Annotated in this window: 15 protein-coding genes and 1 other RNA gene; 10 read left to right on the top strand and 6 right to left on the bottom strand. The window is 73.1% G+C overall.

All coding sequences use genetic code 11. The features are described from left to right. The 5 genes from E1265_RS15590 to E1265_RS15570 all read right to left on the bottom strand — a co-directional run. On the bottom strand, positions 1-2,075 hold a 2,075-nt coding region (locus E1265_RS15590; protein ID WP_243740816.1), incomplete at its 3' end, for a CDP-glycerol glycerophosphotransferase family protein. 188 nt (positions 2,076-2,263) lie between these two features. Further along, the gene (locus E1265_RS15585; protein WP_243740818.1) at positions 2,264-3,094 is read right to left on the bottom strand and encodes a carbohydrate ABC transporter permease; all 831 of its coding nucleotides are present in this window, start codon (positions 3,092-3,094) and stop codon (positions 2,264-2,266) included. 95 nt (positions 3,095-3,189) lie between these two features. Then, the gene (locus E1265_RS15580; RefSeq protein ID WP_132930902.1) at positions 3,190-4,491 is read right to left on the bottom strand and encodes a sugar ABC transporter permease; all 1,302 of its coding nucleotides are present in this window, start codon (positions 4,489-4,491) and stop codon (positions 3,190-3,192) included. A gap of 87 nt (positions 4,492-4,578) precedes the next feature. Beyond that, entirely contained in the window at positions 4,579-5,904 is a 1,326-nt protein-coding gene (locus E1265_RS15575; RefSeq protein WP_243740817.1) for an ABC transporter substrate-binding protein, read from the bottom strand. Positions 5,905-6,247: 343 nt separating this feature from the next. After that, entirely contained in the window at positions 6,248-8,776 is a 2,529-nt protein-coding gene (locus E1265_RS15570; RefSeq protein WP_207931085.1) for an FHA domain-containing protein, read from the bottom strand. Positions 8,777-9,191: 415 nt separating this feature from the next. Between E1265_RS15570 and E1265_RS15565 the strand changes: the two genes are divergently transcribed. From E1265_RS15565 to E1265_RS40315, 4 genes are all read left to right on the top strand, one after another. Next, positions 9,192-10,913 (top strand): serine/threonine-protein kinase, encoded by a 1,722-nt coding sequence (locus E1265_RS15565; RefSeq protein WP_132930899.1) that lies wholly within the window; start codon positions 9,192-9,194, stop codon positions 10,911-10,913. A gap of 122 nt (positions 10,914-11,035) precedes the next feature. Continuing rightward, positions 11,036-12,316 (top strand): serine/threonine-protein kinase, encoded by a 1,281-nt coding sequence (locus E1265_RS15560; RefSeq protein WP_132930898.1) that lies wholly within the window; start codon positions 11,036-11,038, stop codon positions 12,314-12,316. Between the two features lie 315 nt (positions 12,317-12,631). Next, complete coding sequence (prfB, locus tag E1265_RS15555; RefSeq protein WP_132930897.1) at positions 12,632-13,738, top strand: peptide chain release factor 2; 1,107 nt, start codon at positions 12,632-12,634, stop codon at positions 13,736-13,738. Positions 13,739-13,995: 257 nt separating this feature from the next. Continuing rightward, complete coding sequence (locus E1265_RS40315; RefSeq protein WP_279571432.1) at positions 13,996-14,751, top strand: collagen-like protein; 756 nt, start codon at positions 13,996-13,998, stop codon at positions 14,749-14,751. Between the two features lie 109 nt (positions 14,752-14,860). Here E1265_RS40315 and E1265_RS15545 read toward each other — a convergent pair whose 3' ends face one another. Further along, complete coding sequence (locus E1265_RS15545; protein WP_132930896.1) at positions 14,861-15,055, bottom strand: hypothetical protein; 195 nt, start codon at positions 15,053-15,055, stop codon at positions 14,861-14,863. Between the two features lie 257 nt (positions 15,056-15,312). Here E1265_RS15545 and ftsE point away from each other — a divergent pair, with 257 nt between their 5' ends. The 6 genes from ftsE to E1265_RS15515 all read left to right on the top strand — a co-directional run bounded on the left by ftsE (position 15,313) and on the right by E1265_RS15515 (position 21,226). Then, positions 15,313-16,002 carry a cell division ATP-binding protein FtsE gene (ftsE, locus tag E1265_RS15540; RefSeq protein WP_132930895.1) on the top strand — a complete coding sequence of 230 codons (690 nt, stop codon included), beginning with the start codon at positions 15,313-15,315 and terminating at the stop codon, positions 16,000-16,002. 31 nt (positions 16,003-16,033) lie between these two features. After that, positions 16,034-16,945 (top strand): permease-like cell division protein FtsX, encoded by a 912-nt coding sequence (gene ftsX / locus E1265_RS15535; protein ID WP_132930894.1) that lies wholly within the window; start codon positions 16,034-16,036, stop codon positions 16,943-16,945. A gap of 131 nt (positions 16,946-17,076) precedes the next feature. Then, a complete protein-coding gene (locus E1265_RS15530) occupies positions 17,077-18,186 on the top strand; it encodes a S41 family peptidase (RefSeq protein ID WP_243740815.1) in 1,110 nt (369 codons plus the stop codon). Between the two features lie 12 nt (positions 18,187-18,198). After that, positions 18,199-18,678: an SsrA-binding protein SmpB gene (smpB, locus tag E1265_RS15525; RefSeq protein ID WP_132930892.1), complete on the top strand. Its 480-nt coding sequence runs from the start codon at positions 18,199-18,201 to the stop codon at positions 18,676-18,678. Positions 18,679-18,756: 78 nt separating this feature from the next. Continuing rightward, positions 18,757-19,129, top strand: a transfer-messenger RNA (tmRNA) gene (gene ssrA / locus E1265_RS15520). A gap of 258 nt (positions 19,130-19,387) precedes the next feature. Then, a complete protein-coding gene (locus E1265_RS15515; RefSeq protein ID WP_243740814.1) occupies positions 19,388-21,226 on the top strand; it encodes a penicillin-binding transpeptidase domain-containing protein in 1,839 nt (612 codons plus the stop codon). Positions 21,227-21,346: the final 120 nt, after the last annotated feature.

Genomic DNA, 21,346 nt, shown 5'->3' with positions numbered 1-21,346 from the left:
GGGTGGCGGCACTCGTCGGGGACCACGGGCGGCACCCAGCGCCCGTCCAGGAAGAAGGCGCGCACCACGCGTTCCGCGGCGAAACCGTCGTCGTAGGGGCAGAACCGGCGGCGGAACTCGGCGCGCAGCGCGGCCGAGCGCGGGTGCGTCCACAGCCACGGGCGGAGCAGGGTGGTGGCGAGCTCGGGGAGGGTGCGGGTGACGGGTCCCGGGGCGACGGCTGGCAGGTCGAGGTAGGTGCCGTGGACGGCGCGGTACGCCTCCCAGTCGGGGATGTGGACGACGATCGGCCGGTCGAGGCCGGCGTAGTCGAAGAGCACGGGGGCGTAGTCGGTGATCAGCGCGTCGGCGGCCAGGCAGAGCCGTTCCAGCGGCACGTCGGGGTGCTCGTCGGCGCTCAACACGGCGAAGCCGGGGCCGAGTTCGCGGGCCAGCTCCAGGGTGTCGAGCGGCTGGTGCGAATAGCTCCGGGGCGCGGGGGCGTACAGCACGGCACGCGCGCCCTCGGGCACGCCGAGCCGCTCGCGGAGGTGCCCGACCTCCTCGGCGCACGCGGTGTGGAAGAGGTCGGCGCGCGGCGAGCCGTACTCGAGGACGGTGTAGCCGGCCGGGAAGGCGGTCTGCCAGGCGAGGGTGGAGTGCCGGTTGGCCGACAGGCAGTGGTCCCAGCGGTCGATCTGGCGTAGCAGCGGGCCGAGTTCGCGGTCGGCGACGTCGAGGCCCTGGGGCGCGAGCGGGGTGCCCCGGTGGGTCTGGAGCCGCAGCTGGCCCCGCCGGTCGGCGAGCGCGGCGGGGAACTCGGCGTTGGAGACCAGGTAGCGGGCGCGGGCCAGCGCCGTCCAGTAGCCGGCGGTGCCGGGCACGAGCCGCTGGACGCCGTTGGGCAGCGGGTGTTCGGGCCCGGCCGCCCAGGCGGTGCGGATGCCGGGGCCCAGCTCCCGCAGCTTGGCCTCGAGAGCGGCGGGGTGGCAGGCGTAGCGCCCGTCGTGGGTGGTGAAGACGGCGAGTTGCGGGTCGAGGGGACGGCGCAGCTGGACGAGGTAGTGCGCTCGGAGCGCGATGGCGCGTGCGCGAGCGACGACGGTGCGCACGCGGGCGCCCAGCGCGCCGAGCACGGCGCGGCTCCGGCGCGCCAGACGCCGGGCGGCGGCGAGCAGCCGGTACGCCCGCCGGGCGCGGAGCCGGGGCAGCGGGAGGCCGGCGCCGCGCCGGCCGCCGATGGCGGTGGCTCCGGCGGCCACCCGGTGCCTGGCGCACAGCTCCCGGCAGGCGCGCAGGAAGGCGGCCCGGTCGGCGGCCGGCAGCGCGGTACCGCGGTGGACGGCGGTCAGGTGCGTCACCATCCGGCGGTAGAGCGGGGCCCGCCAGCGGTCGGTGGGCAGCAGCGCGAAGGCCAGCTCGTACTGGCGCAGCACGTCCAGGTGCCCGCTGCCGGCGGTGCTCGCCCGGCCGCCGTGCCGGCGCTCCCTGTGGTGCAGGCAGACCCGGTCGAGGACGGCGATGGAGCCGGCACCGGCCAGCGCCGGGTAGGCGAAGGGCACGTCCTGGTAGTGGCCGGCGGGGAAGCGCAGGCCGAGCCGGGTGACGAGGTCGCGGCGGTAGGCGCGGGCCCAGCAGATGGGCTCCGTCCTGAGCAGTTCCGGCCGACCGGCGAGGGCGATGGCCTCGGTCGGGCGGGCGGTCAGCGTGCCGGGCGGGTCGCCCGGGGTGACCCGGCCGTGCCAGGCGAGGCGGGCGTGGCCGAAGACCAGCAACTCGGGGTCGCCGGTGGCGGTGAGCCTGGCGTCGACGGCGGCGAGCGAGCCCGGGGTGAGGACGTCGTCGCCGTCGAGGAACAGCAGGTAGTCGCCGGCGGCGCGGTCGATGCCGGCGTTGCGTGCCGGCCCGGGACCCACGTTCCGGTCGAGGGTGATCACGGTGACGCGGGGGTCGGCGGCCGCGGCTTCGGCGGCGATCTCGCCGCAGCCGTCGGGCGAGGCGTCGTCGACCACGATCAGCTCGACGTCCCGGAAGTCCTGGGAGAGCACGGACGTCAGGCAGGCCGACAGGTGAGCCTGGACTCGGAAGGCAGGCACGATGATGCTGAAGCGAGGCACGGCACCACATCCAGGGAGGGGATTGTCCGGACGATCTGACAATCTCTCTTCCGTACCGTCATCCCGGGGATGGTCCGAGGTGTCGCGCCCGCGATCCCACCGAACGGCGTAGCCGCCGGCCCGCTGGACGCGGACCGGCGGCCACGAGGAGGCGGCGGGGCGCTGCGCTACTTCACGGCGCCCGACATCACGCCGGCCACGAACTGCCGCTGGAAGGCGAAGAAGATCGCCAGCGGGATCAGCATCGTGAGGAACGCGCCCGGCGCCAGCACGTCGAAGTTGCTGCCGAACTGCCGCATCTCCTGCTGGAGCGCCACCGTCATCGGCGGCGACCCCGCGTCCGCGAAGATCAGCGCCACCAGCATGTCGTTCCACACCCACATGAACTGGAAGATGGCCAGCGCGGCGATCGCCGGCCCGCCGAGCGGCAGCACGACCCGGGTGAAGAGCCGTAGCTCGCCCGCGCCGTCGAGACGCGCCGCCTCGAGCAGCTCGCGCGGGATGTCCGCGAAGAAGTTGCGGAGCAGGAAGATCGCGAACGGCAGGCCGAACGCGGAGTGGAAGATCACCACGCCCAGCGTCGTCTCGAAGATCCCCAGCGTGTTGAACAGCCGCGCCACCGGCAGCAGCGCCACCTGCACCGGCACCACGAGCAGCGCCACCACCAGCAGGAACAGGTAGTCCCGGCCGGGGAAGTCCAGGCAGGCGAAGGCGTAACCGGCCGCCGCGCCCAGCACGACCACCAGCAGCGTGGAGGGCACGGTGATCGCGATCGTGGTCCAGATCGAGCTGGTGAAGGTGTCGTTGGCGAGCAGCGCGTCGTAGTTCTCGAACGTCCACTGCCCCGGGTCGGTCAGCGCCTCCCACCAGCCGGACGACGCGATGTCACGCGGCGCGCGGATGGAGGAGACGAACAGCCCGGCGGTCGGCAGCAGCCAGATCAGCGCGAGCACGACGAGCACGACGCGCACCGCGCCGCTCGCGGCGATCGAGGCCAGCCGCGAGCCGAGCGGGCGGGGCGGCGGGCCGGCGTTGGCGGCCGTGCCGGCGTCCTTCGCCGGCTCCGGCGCTTGCGCGGTCAAGGTGGTGGCGGTCACCGCTGGTTCTCCCGTCGCAGCCTTCTCAGGTTGAAGATGATCACCGGCACCACCAGCAGCAGCAACAGCACCGCGATCGCGCTGCCGAGCCCCTGGTCGGGTTCGGCGCCGAAGGCGGAGATGTAGAGCTGGAGAGCCAGCACGTTGGCGTCGGCCTGGCTCGAACTCGGCGCGATGATGTAGACCAGATCGAAGATCTTCAGCACGTTGATCATCAGCGTCACCAGCACCACGGCCAGCAGCGGCGCAAGCAGCGGGACGGTGACCCGGCGGAACACCTGCCACTCGTTGGCGCCGTCGACTCGCGCGGCCTCCAGCGTCTCCCGGGGGACGCTGGCCAGGCCGGCGGCGATCAGCACCATCGCGAAGCCGGCCCACATCCACACGTAGGCGCCGATGATCGCCGGGGTGATCAGGTCGGGCCCGAGCCAGCTCGCGCCGTTGTAGGGCGCGGTGAAGCTGCTGGCGGCCAGCCGCAGTTGGGCACCGTCCGCCGCGTCGGCCGGGAGCGCGAAGGTGCCGTCGGCCGCCGTGTCCGCCTCGGCCACCACCTCGCCGTCCCTGACCGCCTCGACGGTGATGCCCTCGAGCGCCAGCTCCTCGCCGTCGATGGCGTTCTGGGTGCCGCCGCCGCCCCGGGTGAAGTCCATCCACACCGTGCCGGTGACCTGCCCCGGGTCGCTCGCCGCCGCGGCGGCCGGCTCGGCGTCGGCCAACTCCGGCTGCGGCACCGCGACCAGCGGCAGCAGCACCGGGGTGCCGGCCGCGACGGGCTGCTCGAGCAGGTAGGAGCCGTCCTCCTGGGCGGTGAGCGGCCCGCCGGGGCGTGGCTCGGCGTCCGGCCAGGACGAGGAGCCCACGAAGGTGTCGTGGACCGTGGTCAGCACCGCGTTGGCCAGGCCGCGATCCGGGTTCTGCTCGTAGACCAGCCGGAAGATGATGCCGGAGGCCAGCATCGACACCGCCATCGGCATGAACACCAGCAGCTTGAACGCGGTGGCCCAGCGGATCCGTTCGGTCAGCACCGCGAAGATCAGGCCGAGCGCGGTGGCCACCGTGGGCGCCAGGATGATCCAGATCAGGTTGTTGCGCAGCGCCGTCCTGGTCGCGTCGTTGGAGAAGACCTCCGCGAAGTTGTCGAAGCCGACGAACTCGTCGCCCGACGCGTCGAAGAAGCTGCGCCAGATCGAGTACGCGATGGGGTAGAGGACCAGCGCGCCGAGCAGCAGCAGTGCCGGCAGCAGGAAGCTGGCGACCGCCCACGGGCGGGCTCTGATCACCGCCTTGCCGGAAGCCATGGGATCTCCGTCCGTGAAGAGTCGTCGTTGAACCGTCGCGGGGTCGTCCGCCGGTCGTGGAAGGCGGTCGCGGTCTTCGTCGTGGGCTCAGTCGCCATACGCGCTCGCCGCCTGCGACTCCAGGTACTGCTGGGCGCCCTCGATGTCGTCCGGGTTCCGCAGGAAGTTCTGCAGGCCCTGCCACATGCCCTGCCCCGTGGTGCCGCCGAAGGCCGCCGGCGTCTGGTCGGACAGGTCGAAGCGGAAGTCGTCGCCCGCCGAGATCAGCGCGTCGGCGATCCCGCGCTGCACGTCGTTGGGGTAGGCGTCGAGGTCGAGTGACCTGTTGGGGGAGACCATGCCGCCGCCCCCCGCCCAGATCGCGGCCGCGTCGGTGGAGGCCAGGAAGGCCAGCATCGCCTCCTGCGCCTCGGACGCCTCGCCGTCCGGCGCCACCGCGACCGCGGCGTCGCCGGCGCTCACCACCGGCGGGTCGCCATCGCCGACCGCGGGGAACGGGAACACCAGCGCGTCCTCGCCGATCACCGCGTCCGTGGAGTCGCTGATCACGGCTCCGACGAAGTCGGCCTCGAAGACCATCGCCGCGTCCGGCGTCTCCAGGTTGATGAAGGTCTGGGTGACGGAGGTCGGGAAGTCCGTCTGCAGCGAACCGCCGTTGCCGCCCGCCAGCAGCTGGTGGGCGCCGAACAGCTCGCCGAGCGTGGTCAGCGCGTCGGTGACCGTCTGGTCGGTCCACGGGATCTCGTGCGCGATCAGATCGTCGTACGCCTGGGGCCCGGCCTGCGAGAGGTAGATGTTCTCGAACCAGTCGGTCAGCGTCCAGCCGTCGCCGCCGGCCACCGAGACCGGCGTGGTGCCCGACTCCCAGACCGTCCAGGCGGTGTCGACGAACTCGTCCCAGGTGGCGGGCGCCGACACGCCCGCGTAGTCGAAGGCCGTCGAGCTGTACCAGACCAGCGACTTGTTGGCCACCTTGACGTAGACGCCGTACTGCTCGCCCTCGTGCTGGCCCACGGCCTGCCAACCCGGCGTGTAGTTGGCGTCCAACTGCTCCTGGACGAGGTCGCCGACCGGGGCTATCCAGCCGTTCTCCGCGAACTCCCGCAGCACGCCTGGCTGCGGGACCATCACGATGTCAGGCGGCGCGCCGCCCTCGATCTTGGAGCCGACGAACTGCGAGACGTTGTCGCCGCTCGGCACGAAGCTGACCGAGGCCCCGGTGAGCCGCTCGAACTCGTCCATCACGCGAAGGAAGTTGTCGCGCTCGGCGCCCGTCCAGACGGCGGCGACCTCCAGGCTCTCACCGCTCAGGTCCGGCAGCTCGATGGTCGACTCCCGGCTGCCCCGGTCCTCGCCCTCGTCGCCACCGCACGCGGTGAGCGCCGCGAGCGTCGAGAGCGTCGCCACGGCCACGGCCACGGCCCGAGTGGATCCTCTGGTTCCTCCGGCCCCTCGCCGGGATTTCCGGCCTGTAATCCGGCTTGAACCGTACATGAAGTCCGCCTCACCCCTTCAGGTGCGGCAATGCGCCGAGCCGGCTGCAGGGCCTGCCACACCGCATGTCCTGTGGCGAATGTCCTACGCCCGGGGCGGTGCCCGGGCAAGACCAGGAAGGAGGCCAACTCACCTTTGTGATCGGGATGTTATTGCCATGCGCGAGTTGTGGTCCAGACAAGTCGGGATGCGTTCGCATGTGTTCATTCACAAGCTGACGGCAAGCGGGGCGAGACCCCGCTGCCGCGGCACCCGGGCCCGGTCAGACCAGCGTCGCGGTGGGGTGGTCCGTCTCGGCGGCGCGGGTGGCCGCGCTGGCGAGGAGCGCCACGTCCGTCGGGCCGTTGCCCAGCTCGCGGACGGGGCGGGTGGTCGGCGGATCCCCGACGCGCGCCCAGTCGAGCCGGGTGACGGTCGGCCGCAGCGTCGCGGTGCGGGGGATGCGGCCGGTGATCCGGCCGGCCTGGAAGGGCGTGGCCGCGCCGGACCGCCACAGCTCGCCCCGCCCGGGCGGCTGGCCGGTCAGCGAGATCCAGGCCGGCGCGCCTGGCGCCACCCGGCCGCCGGCCACGATCAGCCGGACGCCCAGGCGCCGGCCCTCGCCGGACACCGCGTCGAGCACCCGCAGCACCGAGCCGGCGGCCTGCCGGCCGGGCGCGCCGAGCGGCGGGGTCAGCAGGGCGTCGAAGTCGTCGACCAGGACGACCAGCCAGGGGAGGGGGTCGCTGCCCCGCGCCAGCATCGGCGGCAGGTCGTCCTCCGCCGCGGGCCGAGGTGGGGGGTGGATGCGGCGGGTTCTGGTGGGGGCGCGGCCGAAGTCGGCCTCGCCGAGCAGCGCGGCCCGCCGCTTGAGCTCCTCCCGCAGGGCCTGGGCGAAGGCTCGTATCCGCACGGGGTCGGTGGCCCCCACGTAGGACGCGACGTGGGGCAGCTCGGCGCTCGGCCGCAGGCCGTCGCCCGCGCCCTCGACCAGCAGCAGGGACAGGTCGCGCGGGGCGAGCGCGCTGGCCAGCGAGGCGGCCAGCGCGTTCAGCAGCTCGGTGCGGCCGGACTCGGGGCCGCCGTCGACGGTGAGCGGGGCGCTCAGGTCGGCCAGCTCGACGGCGACCGGGCCCTCGACCCCCGTGCCGAGCACCAGCGGCAGGCCGGCGTGCCGGTGCCAGCGCTCCCGCAGCGTGCCGGGGGTGACCCGGGACAGCTCGAGCGCGTCGAGCAGGCGACAGCTCTCGGGCAGCGGCGCGGCGGCCTGCTGGGAGGCCCCGGCAGGCCGGCCGGCGGTCTCCTCGGTGACGGGCGCCAGTGCCCTGGCGAACCGCTCGGCCCAGGCCGCCGACACGGCGTCGGCCCCGGCGGCCGGGCTCTCCGCGCCGTCGGCGCCGATGAGCCGCAGCGAGGTGGCAACCGCGCCGGTGAGCAGGCCCACCGTGCCGCAGGCGCGGAACAGCGGGGACGCGGCCCGGGCGGCGGCCAGCGTCCGCGCCGTGGGCGAGGCCGGGGTGGCCGGCGGCGCCTCGGCGAGCACGATCAGGTGGATGCCGGCCGCCGGCCCCGTTATCGCCAGGTGGGCGAGGGCCGCCCTGGCCTCGGGGCCGCCGGGGTCGCCGTCCACCAGCACCACGGTGCGGCGGCCGGCGAACGGGCGGCCGGCGAGCTCGGTCAGCTCCTGGATCCTGGCGGCCGCCTGCGCGGGCTCGAAGGCCAGCAGCAGCCGGCAGTCCTGCCCGCGGGCGGGGCGGGTGTGCGGGAGCCAGCCGAGCCAGGACCACTCGCTCGTCCTGCCGGGGGCGAGCACGACCAGCTCGAGCGCGCTCGGTGGGTGCAGCGCGGCCAGCTGGGCCAGGGCCGCCCTGGCGACCCCCGCCAGCCGCGCCCGCGGGCCCGCGAGGCCGAGCGAGCCGGCCTCCGGCAGGGCCACGGTGACGGGCCTGGGAGCTGAGGCGGCGCGCTGCGCGGTGCCGAGGCGGACGCCGAACGCGTCCGGGTGAGTAGGGCCGCGCTCCCACAGTCGGGGGCCGGCCGCGGGCACGCGGGGCGAGCCCAGGGCCGTCAGCAGCAGCGCCGCGAGGTCGGGCCAGCGCGCCGCCTCCGCCGCGTCCGCCGGCTCGACGGCGCCCGCGGGACCCGGCTCGGCCGGCGCCTGGGCCTGCCGCCGCCCGGCGAGTGCCGTCAGGCCGCGTCTGCGGGCCTGGGGCACGCCGGGCGGCGCGGCCGGCGGTGGCGGCACGGCGCCCTCGACCTCGACCTTTATCAGCGACTCGCCGAGCCGCAGCAGGGCGCCAGGCGGCATCGGCACCGGGCCGCCGGTGACCTGCCGGCCGTCGAGCAGCGTGCCGTTGCGCGAGCCGAGGTCGGTGACCGTCACCCGGCCGCCGGGGTCGAGCGCCACGGCGCAGTGGACGCGCGAGACGTCCGGGTCGTCGAGCGGGATGTCGGCCTCGGCCGAGCGGCCGATCCGGGCGACGCCGCCCCGCAGCAGGTGGACGCCGCCCGCGTCGGGACCCGCGACGACCAGGAGCCTGCCGGGCACGGCCTCGTGGCCGGCGCCCTCGACCGGCTTGTGGAAGGCGAGCACCGCGCCGTCCACCAGGGGCGGTTGGCCGAGCACGGCGCGCCTCGGGTCGAGCCTGTGGTCCTCACAGAAGACGGCGCCCGGGGTCGCGGAGCCGGGCGCGATGGTGGCGGCCAGCGAGCCGAGCACGGCGGCGAGCGGGGTGTCGGCGGGGGCGGCGACCTGCACGTCGACGCCGGAGGCCGCGTCTCCGTGTCCGAGAACGGTCAACCTGATCTGAATCGGCATCGGCCCTCCCGGTCACCTCGCCAGCCCCGGCTGTCACGCGCCCGCTCGCACCAGTCGTCGCATCGGATGCTGATGCTGAAAGCATCCTCGCACCCGCCACTGACGCCGCGCCGCGCCCCTGACAGTTAGTGATCTTGATTGGCTGCTTCTGACCAGATTCCGACCAAGACTTCTGACCAAAACTGATCGGTGGCACCCGCCGCGGCTCCTCGCGGCGGCGCAGGTGATCGTAAGGCCCGCCGGACCGTGCGACGCAACCAAGCACCACGGGGTGGCGTCCCACCACGTGAACCGGCCCGCGGCCCTGGCCCTGACCAGGCCGTGCGGGCGGCGCCGCCCCTCCGGGGGCGGTCGCACTACAGTAGGGACCTCGAACCCGTCACCACCAGCGATGCACCAGGGAGCTCACGTGCGGCCGGTCGGCAGCAAATACCTGCTCGAGGAGCCCCTGGGGCGCGGCGCCACCGGCACCGTCTACCGGGGCCGCCAGCGCGAAGCCGCGGGGGACGAGGCGGCCGTGGCCGGACAGCCAGGCGAACTGGTCGCCATCAAGATCCTCAAGGAGGAGCTCGCCTCCGACCCCGACGTCGTGATGCGCTTCCTGCGCGAGCGCGCGGTGCTGCTGCGCCTCAGCGGGGACAACCACCAGAACATCGTCCGCACCCGCGACCTGGTGGTCGAGGGCGAGATGATAGCGCTGGTCATGGACCTGATCGACGGCCCGGACCTGCACCGCTACCTCTACGAGAACCGCAGGTTCACGCCGGTGGCCGCGGCGCTGCTCACCGCCCAGATCGCCGACGCGCTGGCCGCCGCGCACGCCCGCGGCATCGTGCACCGCGACCTCAAGCCGGCCAACGTGCTGCTCGCCGGCGCCAACGACGAGAGCGCCGCGCTGCGGCCGATGCTCACCGACTTCGGCATCGCCAGGCTGGCCGACTCGCCCGGCGTGACCCGCGCCAGCGAGTTCGTCGGGACCCCGTCCTACGTCGCCCCCGAGTCCGCCGAGGGGCGCCCGCAGACCTCGGCCGTCGACGTCTACGCGGCCGGCATCGTGCTCTACGAACTGGTCACCGGACAGCCGCCGTTCGGCGGCGCGAGCACCCTGGAGATCCTGCGCCGGCACCTGAGCGACGAGCCCCGCAGGCCCGCCGGGCTCCCCGACCCGCTGTGGACCGTGATCGACTGCTGCCTGCGCAAGAGCGCCGACGAGCGGCCGAGCGCCGCCTCGCTGGCCCGCGCGCTGCGCACCGTCGCCGCCGGTATCGCGGAGGGCGCCACCCCCGAGCAGCGCACGGCGGCGCTCGGCGTCGCCGCGCTGCTCGCGCCGGACGCCGCCCCGGTCCAGGTGCCGGGCACCGGAATCAGCCCGCCGGGCTCAGCCGAGCCCACCCAGGTGCTGCCCGGCGGCTCGGCCTCCGGCGGCTCCGACCCGTTCGCCGCCACCAGCCTGCTCCCGCAGCACGGCGCCGGGCCCGACCAGGGCCACGGCGGCGGTGGGGGCGACGACCTGACAGCCACCCGCGCCATGCCGGCGCAGGGCGCCCCCGAGCCGCAGCTCCCGACGGCCTGGGGCGACCAGCTGCGGGCCGCCCGCGACCGCAACGAGCCGACCAGGGTCCAGCCCGCCGAGCCGGCGCACGATCCCCTGCAGCGCGCCCCGCAGCGGCGCCCCCAGCGCCGCCCGCAGCGCGTCGCGCCCCCGCCGCAGCAGCAGGGCGGGGCCTACGGCTACCCGGCGGCGCCGCCACCGCAGTACCAACAGCAGCAGTACCAGCCCCAGCCCCAGCAGTACCAGGCCCCGCCGCAGCGCTACCAGCCGCCGGTGCCGCCCCGCTACCAGGAGCCGGCCCCCCGCCGGAACGACGAGCCCCGCGGCCGGTCACGCAGCGCGAACCCCATGCGCATCCCGGGCCTCGGCTGCCTCAAGGGGTGCCTGTTCATGGTGCTGATCCTCGTCGTGATCTGCTTTCTCGTCTGGAACTTCACGCCGCTTCAGGAGTGGATTGCGGACGGCCGGAGTTTCTGGGACACCGTCACCGGATGGTTCGACGATGTTCGGGAATGGCTGGGTCTGATCGAGGAGGCCAATCAGCAAGTCGAGGACATCCAGAACAGCGTCCCCGAATAATCGGTGACCTCGGGGATTTATCGACTTCTGAGGGTGGAATTTCGCCCGGGCATGCCAATAAACCCGGGCAAGCCGGACAGCCGGTAGTCCCGTCACCTGATGGCGCGTCGTAGCCTCACGCCATGGCACGGAACATCGGCAGCCACTACACCGTCCACCGTGTGCTCGGCCGCGGCAGTGCCGGAACGGTGTGGCTCGGGGACGGGCCCGACGGCCCCGTGGCGATCAAGCTCCTGCGTGAGGACCTCGCCGCGGACCGCGACCTGGCCGAGCGCTTCGCCCACGAGCGGCACGCCCTGCTCGGACTCGAGCACCCCAACATCGTCGGCGTCCGCGACCTGATCATCGCGGAGCCGGGCGACGGCCCCGACGGCCAGGAGGTCGCCCTGGTCATGGACCTGGTGCGCGGCCCCGACCTGCGGCGCCACCTGGAGCGCGAGCGCCGCCTCGCGCCCCGCGAGGCCGTGGCGATCGTCGCGGCCGTCGCCAACGGCCTGGCCGTCGCGCACGCCGCCGGCATCGTGCACCGCGACGTCAAGCCGGAGAACATCCTGCTCGACACCCCCGAGGGTGGCCGCGTCGCGCTGCTCACCGACTTCGGCGTCGCCAAGCTGATCGACGAGCCGCGACACGGCGGCAAGGGCGGCGTCGTCGGCACCCCCGACTACCTGGCCCCCGAGATCGTGGAGGGCCTGCCGCCCCGCGCGGCCGTCGACATCTACGCGCTGATCACCGTCCTCTACGAGCTGCTGGCCGGCTTCACGCCGTTCGGCGGCGGCCACCCGGGCGCCGTGCTGCGCCGGCAGGTCACCGAGAAGGCCGACGAGCTGCCCGGCATCCCGCGCGAGCTGTGGGAGCTGATCCAGCAGTGCCTCGCCAAGGCCCCGGCCTCCCGGCTGCGTGCCGCCGAACTGGCCTCGCGACTGCGTGAGTTGCTGCCCTCCTTGGAGGGCCTTCCACCGCTGGACATCGGCGACCCCGAGGAGGACGCGGCGCCCGAGCCCGCCGAGGTGGAGGAGCCGGTCGCGGCCCTGGCCGCCACCGGCGGTGGTGGCGGCGCAGGGCGGGTGGCCGTGCCGCTGGTCCGTGGCACCCCGCCCGACTCGGAGCGCGAGACCCACACCCGGATGCGGGTACCGGACGCCGAGGAGCTGGCGGGGGGCGCGCACGGCACCGCGCGCACCATCCGGGCGGCCGGTGAGCGCCGGGCCGGTTCGGCCAAGCACACCGCGGCCGCCCGTCGTCGCCGGCGGCTGGCCGTGACCGCCGCCGGCCTCGTCTGCGCGGCCGCCCTCGGCGGCTGGCTGCTGCTCTCCAGCGGCGACAGCAGCGACGGCGGCCTCGGCGAGCCGGCCGGCGGCCCGTCGAGCCCGGGCGTCGAGCGCTCCACCCCCTGGCGGTAGCCCGCGACGAACGGCCGCCGCGCGGCCGGAGGCCCGGACGGGCCAGGGGCCGATCTTCGCCGGGCCGCCCGGGCCTCCGCGCGACGGACCGGGCCACGCCCCGGCGCCCCGCGGCGTCCGCGGCCCCGGCCTGCGGCGTCCTTGCCTCGGCCGGTGGCCTCCGCGTGCCGGCCTGCGGCGTTCGCGCCCCGGCCCGTGGCGTCCGCTTGCCCGGCTGGCGGCCTGGCCGCTGGTCGGAGGCGTTCCGTCCGGTCGGTGTTCTCGCGGTCGAGGGCGCCCCGCCCAGGGGCCCCGCCCAGCCGTTACGCTGGACGTGTGGCAGTTGTCGATGTTTCCGAAGCTCTGAAGTCTCTCGCCTCCACGATGGAGTCGATCGAGGCCGTCCTTGACCTGGGCAGCCTGCGGGCCGAGGTCGCCTCGCTTGAGGAGCAGGCGGCCGCCCCCACCCTCTGGGACGACCCGGAGCGGGCCCAGCAGGTCACCAGCAAGCTCTCCCTGCTCCAGGCCCAGGTGCGCAAGACCGAGGAGCTGCACGGCCGCATCGACGACCTCGAGGTGCTCTTCGAGCTCGCCGAGGCCGAGTCCGACGCGGACGCCCGCAAGGAGGCCGAGGCCGAGCTGGCGGCCGTCCAGAAGGCGGTGGACGAGCTCGAGGTCCGCACGCTGCTCTCCGGCGAGTACGACCAGCGCGAGGCCATGGTCAACATCAGGGCCGAGGCCGGCGGCGTGGACGCGGCGGACTTCGCGGAGCAGCTGCAGCGGATGTACCTGCGCTGGGCCGAGCGCAAGGGCTACCCGACCGAGGTGCTCGACACCTCCTACGCGGAGGAGGCCGGCATCAAGTCGACCACCTTCACCGTCAAGGCCCCCTACGCCTACGGCACCCTCTCGGTCGAGCAGGGCACCCACCGCATGGTGCGCATCTCCCCGTTCGACAACCAGGGCCGCCGCCAGACGTCGTTCGCCGGCGTCGAGGTGCTGCCCGTGGTGGAGCAGACCGACCACATCGAGGTCCCGGAGAACGAGATCCGGGTGGACGTCTTCCGCTCCTCGGGTCCCGGCGGACAGTCCGTCAACACCACGGACTCGGCGGTCCGGATCACCCACCTGCCCACCGGCATCGTCGTCTCCTGCCAGAACGAGAAGTCCCAGATCCAGAACCGCGCCGCCGCGATGCGCGTGCTGCAGGCCCGACTGCTCGCCCACCAACGAGCGCAGGAGCAGGCCAAGATGGACGCGCTCAAGGGTGACGGCGGCAACTCCTGGGGCAACCAGATGCGGAGCTACGTCCTCCAGCCGTACCAGATGGTCAAGGATCTTCGTACCGAACACGAAGTCGGAAACCCTCAGGGTGTTTTGGACGGGGATATCGACGACTTCCTGGAGGCGGGAATCCGCTGGCGGAAACAGCAGGAGAAGTAACCTTCACGCAACTTTCATGGCCCGCTCGGTATTTACCGGACATCCCGCTTGACGGGGGTCGTTTCAGCGGGAAAGCTGTTCGCCTGGCATGCCTATGTCCAGGGGTGTGTGTTGCGCAAGGTGCGCGTGAGGGGTTCCCAGCCCTCCGTGTCGGGCGCCGCCCTTGCGCAGGCTGCCCATGACAAACGGGACATAGTCTGTACCGAACAGCTACAGGGGGTAGTGGATCTATGGCCAGTCCCAAGACACGCGCCAACATGGCACGCGTCGCAGCGGCCGCCGTCTTCGCCGCGGGCGCCTCGCTCGCCGTCGTCGGCACGGCTTCCGCGAGCGGCTCGAGCGACAACAAGAGCTCCGCCCCGACCGCCCAGGACGCCTCGGTCCTCGGCGTCGCCGAGGGCGCCGACGGCCTGGTCCTCGGCCTGACCGAGGGCGTCACCGAGGGTGGCGAGGACGAGGGTGCCGGCGGCGAGGACGAAGGCGCCGGCGGCGAGGACGAGGGTCCTGGCGGTGACGTCGAGGGTCCGGGCGGCGAGGCTGAGGGTCCCGGCGGTGACGTCGAGGGTCCGGGCGGCGAGGCTGAGGGTCCCGGCGGTGACGTCGAGGGTCCGGGCGGCGAGGCTGAGGGTCCCGGCGGTGACGTCGAGGGTCCCGGTGGCGAGGCTGAGGGTCCCGGCGGTGACGTCGAGGGTCCGGGCGGCGAGGCTGAGGGTCCCGGCGGTGACGACAACGGCGCCGACGGCGGCAGCCCCGAGGGCGTCGCCGAGGGCTCCACCGGTCCGCAGCCCGACTCCGAGGGTGCCTCCAGCCCGATCGAGCAGAACGACCCGACCGAGCAGCTGACCGAGGAGGAGGCCGAGGCCGCGACCAGCGGCAACGGCGAGCTGGCCGAGACCGGCGCCTCCATGAACGAGACGCTGCTGATCGTCGGCGCCGCGACCATGATCGCGGGCGGCGTGGCCTTCCGCTACCTGCCGCGGCTGATCAACAAGGGCGGCGCGGCCGCCGCCTGACCAGCCAGGTCAGGGCGGGCGCACCGCACAGCACCACGCACAACGGAACGGGCCCGGGGCGGCGCAGCCGCCCCGGGCCCGCTCGTTCGAGCCCGGGTCTCCGGCCCGCTCAGGCGGGCCTGGCGACCAGCAGCAGCACGGCCACCAGCGCCAGCAACAGGGCGACGAGACCGGCGGGGCTGCCGAGCGCGCCCCACGGGCCGCGCTCCTCGCGCAGCCGCGCGAGCTCGGCCCGGCAGACGGCGCACCGGCCCTCGCTGACCCGCCCAGCGCAGTTCGCGCACACCAGCCAGTCGGCGGTCATGCGATCGTCTCCTCTCATCTCCCCCTGCTCTCTACTGTGCCAGGGTCCGCCCGGAATCGCAGAAGCCCGGCCAGATCCGGGCCGGAACCCGGCGAGAACCGGGTGCGGAACACGGTCGTGATCCGCCCAACCAGCGCGAAACCCGGCAAAAGCGGATGGCCTGGGGCGCCGCCTGCGGACCACGCGCCGCTTCGCGTATGGTCTGCCCCAGCGACGGGGAGCCCCCCGCATGTACCCCATCCCGACATGGTGTAACCGTGATCCGATTCGACAACGTCTCCAAGACGTACCCGAAGCAGAACGCGCCGGCCCTCAACAACGTGTCCCTCGAGGTCGAACGCGGCGAGTTCGTCTTCCTGGTGGGCTCCTCAGGCTCCGGCAAGTCCACCTTCCTGCGGCTGCTGCTGCGCGAGGAGCGCGCCACCCACGGCTCGGTGCACGTGCTCGGCAAGGACCTCGGCCGGCTCTCCAACTGGAAGATCCCCCAGATGCGCCGCCAACTCGGCACCGTCTTCCAGGACTTCCGGCTGCTGCCGAACAAGACCGTGGGCGAGAACGTGGCCTTCGCGCTCGAGGTCATCGGCAAGCCCCGCGGGCAGATCCGCAAGACCGTGCCCGAGGTCCTCGAACTCGTCGGCCTCGGCGGCAAGGAGGACCGGATGCCGGGCGAGCTCTCCGGCGGTGAGCAGCAACGTGTCGCCATCGCGCGGGCGTTCGTCAACCGGCCGATGCTGCTGATCGCGGACGAGCCGACCGGCAACCTCGACCCGCAGACCTCGGTCGGCATCATGAAGCTCCTCGACCGCATCAACCGCACGGGCACGACCGTCGTCATGGCCACCCACGACGCGCAGATCGTGGACCAGATGCGCAAGCGCGTCATCGAGCTTGAGAAGGGCCGCCTCGTCCGCGACCAGACCCGCGGCGTCTACGGCTACCAGCACTGACCCCGGCCTGAGCCCCGACTGAAAGGACGCCATGCGCGCCCACTTCGTCCTGTCGGAGATCGGCGTCGGTCTCCGCCGCAATCTGACGATGACCTTCGCGGTGATCGTGTCGGTCGCCCTCTCGCTGTCCCTGCTCGGCGGCTCGCTGCTGACCAACCAGCAGGTCAACAGCATGAAGGACTTCTGGTACGACCGGGTCGAGGTGTCGATATTCCTCTGCAACGAGAACGACGCCCAGACCGACCCCGCCTGCTCGCGCGGCGCGGTGACCGAGGACCAGAAGGAGCAGCTGCTGGCGGAGCTCGAGGAGCTGGAGCTCGTCGAGGACGTCTTCTACGAGTCGGCCGAGGAGGCGTACGCGCACTACCAGGAGCAGCAGGCCGACTCGCCGATCGCCGCCGTGGTCACCCCGGACCAGATGCAGGAGTCGTACCGCGTCAAGCTGACCGACCCGACCCAGTACGACGTCGTGTCCTCGGCGTTCGCGGGCCGGGAGGGCGTGCAGTCGGTGCAGGACCAGCGGTCGACGCTTGAGAACCTGTTCGACCTGCTCAACGGCGTCAACTACGCCGCGCTCGGGCTGATGGCGCTGATGCTGGTGGTCGCGCTGCTGTTGATCGTCAACACGGTGCGCGTTTCCGCCTTCAGTCGCCGTCGGGAGACCGGGATCATGCGCCTCGTCGGTGCCTCCAGCCTCTACATCCAGTTGCCGTTCATCCTGGAGGCGGCGATCGCCGGCCTGCTCGGCGGGGTGTTCGCCTGTGTGCTGATCGTGGGCGTGAAGTACTTCGCGATCAACAACTTCCTGGCCGAGCAGATCCCGTTGATCAACTTCATCGGTTGGGACGCGGTGCTCTCGGTGCTGCCCCTGGTGCTGGTGGTGGGCGCGCTGATGCCGTCCCTGGCGGCTTTCTTCGCGCTCCGCAAGTACCTGCGCGTGTAGGGCGCGTGTGATTTATCACCGCGCCGTGCACCTGGACGTACCGGGTGAAACTCCCGTGCGCCCCCTGGGTGTGACCTACACTCCGCACCATGTCACGACCGTGTCACGGAGTTTCGTTTGGGTCTCGGCGTGTGGGTGCCACCGCGCGGCGGGGTGCCGCCCTGGCGTGTGTCTTCGCCGGGGTGCTGGTGACGGGTGCCGCCACCGGCTCCTGGCCGGAGGCGGCGGGTTCCGGCGAGCCGGTGCCGGCCGCCGGGCCGCTCCCGGAGCGTGCCGAGGCGGTCGACGACGCCCGGGAGTTGGTGAGCCGTAGCGGCGACCGGTGGGCGGCCGCCTACTCGGCCGAGGAGTACCAGTCGGTGGAGCTGACCCTGGCCGGCGAGTACGTCGGCACCGGGATAGCGGTGATCAGCGCCGCCGAGGGCCGGATCGTGGTCAGCGAGGTGCACGCGGGCAGCCCGGCCGAGCGTGCCGGCGTCCTGCCGGGCGACGAACTGGTCACCATCGACGGCGTCCCGGTCACCGGCCGCCCGGTCACCGATGCCGTGAGCCGGCTGCGCGGCAGCGCGGGCTCCGAGCCGGCGCCCGCCGGCAGCACGGTGCTGCTCGGTGTCGAACGGGATCAGCGGGTCCGCTCGGTCGAGGTGGAGCGCGCCCGGCTGACCGCCCGCACCGTCACCGTCACCCGCGACGAGCCGGGCGTCACCAGGATCCACGTGAGCTCCTTCGTCGAGGGCTCGGCCGAGTTGGTCAGGGCCGCGGCGCGCAGCGCGCCGCCGGACGACGGCATCGTGCTCGACCTGCGCGGCAACACGGGCGGCCTGCTCACCGAGGCGGCCGACGCGGCCGCCGTCTTCCTCGACGGCGGCCTGGTCGCCACCTACGACGTGCGCGGCGAGCAGAACGCGCTGCACGCCGAGCCTGGCGGGGACACGGAGACGCCCCTCGTGGTGCTGGTGGACGGCGGCACGATGAGCTCGGCCGAGATGCTGACCGGCGCCCTCCAGGACCGCAACCGGGCGGTGATCGTCGGCTCCCCGACCTTCGGCAAGGGCACCGTGCAGCTGCCGGACGTGCAGCCGGACGGCTCGGTCGCCGAGCTGACCGTGGGCCGCTACGCCGCCCCGTCCGGCCGCACCGTCGACGCCGAGGGCATCGTGCCCGACCTGCTCGTCGGCCCCGGCGAGGACGCCGAGGAGCGGGCGGGAAACGTGCTCGGCGGTCTGGCGGCCGGCCGGTAGACTCGGTGGGTCATGGCTAAGGAAACGGGGCGCAAGCTGATCGCGCAGAACAAGAAGGCGCGGCACGACTATCACGTTCTGGACACGTACGAATGCGGTCTGGTACTGACCGGCACCGAGGTGAAGTCGCTGCGCCAGGGCCGCGCGTCCCTCGTCGACGGCTTCGGTCAGATCGACGGCGGGGAGGCGTGGCTGCACAACGTGCACATCCCCGAGTACGCGCAGGGCACCTGGACCAACCACAGCGCCCGCCGGAAGCGGAAGCTGCTGATGCACCGCGCGGAGATCGACAAGCTCGTCGGTCGGATCCAGGAGGCGGGCCTGACGCTGGTGCCGCTCTCCCTCTACTTCCTGAACGGGCGTGCCAAGGTCGAGCTCGCCCTGGCCCGGGGCAAGCGGGACTACGACAAGCGGCAGACGCTGCGCGAGAAGCAGGACCGCAGGGAGGCGGAGCGCGCCGTCTCGGCGGCTCGCCGCAGGCAGCGCGCGTGACGTATCATGGCAGGTGCGCGGCCGGGAATGATCTCGGCGGGGTGCTTGTTAACTGTGCGGTGCTTGTTAACTGAACATGGGGATGATCGGTTTCGACAGCGGATGTCGAAGTAGGGGAAGCGAGCCGAGGAAGCGCGGCAATGATCTCGTTAACCATGTGCCGTGAAAAAATAATCGCCAATAACAAGCGCGATTCCTTCGCCCTCGCTGCCTGAGCAGCGACTCGCGGAGTGTCAGCCCGGGCCTGTTCCCGTCCCGGTGTCTGGCATCAGCTAGGGAACTCACCTGTTAGCTCCGGTCGCGGGAGCTAAGGGGACACCACACAGCGACTGAGCCCGTCGGAGACTTGTCCGCGTGATCTCCGGGGCTGAGAAAATCAGAGCGGACTGCGCTCGGAGAAGCCCTCCTTCTGCTTCGTTGGACGCGGGTTCGATTCCCGCCATCTCCACTTCGTCGACAGGCGACGTGTGCCCGCGCTCTGCGCGTGGCCACGTCGCCTTCGTCGTTTTCTGCTCGGCTTTGCCTCGCGTGGCGGGGGCTTCGCCACCCGCACCCCCGGAGGCGGTGGCGCTCTGTGCGTGGCCGCGTCGTCTTTGTCGTTTCTGCTCGGCTTGGCCCGGGTGGCGGCGGTAGGGTGCGCGCCATGGGGAACAGTGCACCGGGGTGGGACCCGCAGCGGAAGCCGGCGAGTTGGCGGTCTCATCGAAGCGTGGTGATAGGTGGCGCCGTGCTGGTCACGGTGTTGGCGGTGGTGGCGGTGCTCGTGCTCCGCGGCGTCGACGGCGACGGCCGCTCCGACCGCGCGCGGGACGGTGCGGACGCCTTCCTGCGCGCCTGGGCGGAGGGTGACCTCGCGCAGGCCGCGTCGCTCACCGACGACCCGTCGGGCGCGCGTTCGTTGCTCGACTCGGTGGCGGAGAACATGAGCCCCGAGGAGACCGTGCTCGAGGTCGCGGGCGAGGCCGAGGCGGTCGAGGACGACGTGATGCGGGTGCCGTTCACCGCGACGTTCACCCTGGAGGGCCTCGGCGAGTGGTCCTACGACTCGGCCGCGCTGATGGTGCCCGCCGAGGAGGACCGGTGGCTGGTGCGCTGGGAACCGGCCGTCGTCCACCCGCGGTTGGGGGACGGGCAGACGCTGGTCCTCACCACGGATGAGCCCGAGCGGGCCCCCATACTGGCGGCCGACGGCAGCCAGTTGGCCGGGCCGGCGACCGTGTGGGACATCAGCATCTGGCCGGCGATGCTCAGCGATCCCACGGCGGCCTACGAGGCGATCGAGGCGCTGGACGTCGGGGTCGACACCGAGGCGCTCGCGGACCGGGTGGCCGAGGCCGAACCGGACCAGGCGGTGCCGGTGGTGAGCCTGCGGGACGCCGACTTCCAGGAGCACTCGGGGGAGTTGGGGGCCGTGGCCGGCATCCAGTTCCAGGAGGACTCCAGGCCGCTGGCGCACGCGGCCAGGTCGCTGGTCGGCGGCCTCGACCTCGAGTCGGGCGCCGGCGCCTCGGGCCTGCAGCAGCGCTACGACGAGCAGTTGGCCGGCACCCCCGCCTCCGCCGTGGTGATCGCGGATCGCGATTCGGGCGAGGCCGTCGACACCCTCTACGAACAGGAGGGCGGCGAGGCCGGCAGCCCGGTCGAGACCACGATCGACCCCGAGGTGCAGGGGGCGGCCGAGGAGGCGCTCGACGACCTCGGGCGGGCCGGTTCGATCGTCGCGATACGGCCGTCGACGGGCGAGGTGTTGGCGGCCGCCGACTGGCCGCTCGACGGGTTCAACCGGTCCCTCCAGGGGCAGTTGGCGCCCGGCTCCACCTTCAAGGTGGTGACGGCCGCCGCGCTGCTCGAGTCCGGGGTGACGCCCGACGACCGTCTTGGCTGCCCGCGCGAGGTCATGGTGAACGGCCAACCCTTCGAAAACCAGAACGAGTTCGAGCTGGGGCCGGAGACGACGCTGCGCGAGGCGTTCACCGAGTCCTGCAACACGGCGTTCATCGGCAACCGGGACCGCTTCGAGAACGACACCCTCAACCAGACGGCGCGGGCCTTCGGCATAGGCGAGGAGTGGACCGTGGGCGCCGTCACCTTTGACGGCAGCGTGCCGGTCGCCGAGGACGAGAACGCGCTGGCCGCGTCGCTGATCGGGCAGGGCCAGGTGCAGGCCAGCCCGCTCGTGATGGCCTCGGTGGCGGCGACCGTGGCGGACGGAACGTTCCGCCAGCCGCTCCTGGTGCCGGCGGCCGTTGAGGAGCCGTACCAGGCGGACGCCGAGCTGGCCGAGTCCACCGTGGCGGCGCTCCGGACGATGATGCGGGCCACCGTGACGGAGGGCAGCGCGTCGGCGCTCGACGGCGTGCCGGGGGAGCCGCACGGCAAGACCGGCACCGCCGAGTACCGGACCGAGGACGGCGAGTTGTCGACCAACGCGTGGATGATCGGCTTCCTGGGCGAGGGCGACCTGGCGTTCGCCGTGGTGCTCGAGGACGGCGGCTCGGGCGGCCGCGACGCGGGCCCGCTGGCCGCCGCGTTCCTCTCGGCGCTGTGAGTTTTCACTCTGCGCTTGGCATGGGCTGCGCCGCGCCCACCCACCGCCCCTCGGTGGGTGGGCTTGCGCGGCAGGGCCGCCGGCGGGCGGCATAGCCGCCGCGGACCGGCCCTGTGGGAC

It is taken from the genome of Streptomyces sp. 8K308 (assembly GCF_004348315.1).
Lineage (GTDB): Bacteria > Actinomycetota > Actinomycetes > Streptomycetales > Streptomycetaceae > Streptomyces.
Note: the sequence above shows the minus strand (reverse complement) of the source record. Positions and strands in the feature narration are given on the sequence as shown.

Bases quoted from the DNA above. Each gene is read 5' to 3' on its own strand.
- E1265_RS15580 (WP_132930902.1), bottom strand. From the start codon at position 4,491: ATGGCTTCCGGCAAGGCGGTGATCAGAGCCCGCCCGTGGGCGGTCGCC.
- E1265_RS15560 (WP_132930898.1), top strand. From the start codon at position 11,036: ATGGCACGGAACATCGGCAGCCACTACACCGTCCACCGTGTGCTCGGC.
- E1265_RS40315 (WP_279571432.1), top strand. From the start codon at position 13,996: ATGGCACGCGTCGCAGCGGCCGCCGTCTTCGCCGCGGGCGCCTCGCTC.
- E1265_RS15545 (WP_132930896.1), bottom strand. From the start codon at position 15,055: ATGACCGCCGACTGGCTGGTGTGCGCGAACTGCGCTGGGCGGGTCAGC.
- ftsX (WP_132930894.1), top strand. From the start codon at position 16,034: ATGCGCGCCCACTTCGTCCTGTCGGAGATCGGCGTCGGTCTCCGCCGC.
- smpB (WP_132930892.1), top strand. From the start codon at position 18,199: ATGGCTAAGGAAACGGGGCGCAAGCTGATCGCGCAGAACAAGAAGGCG.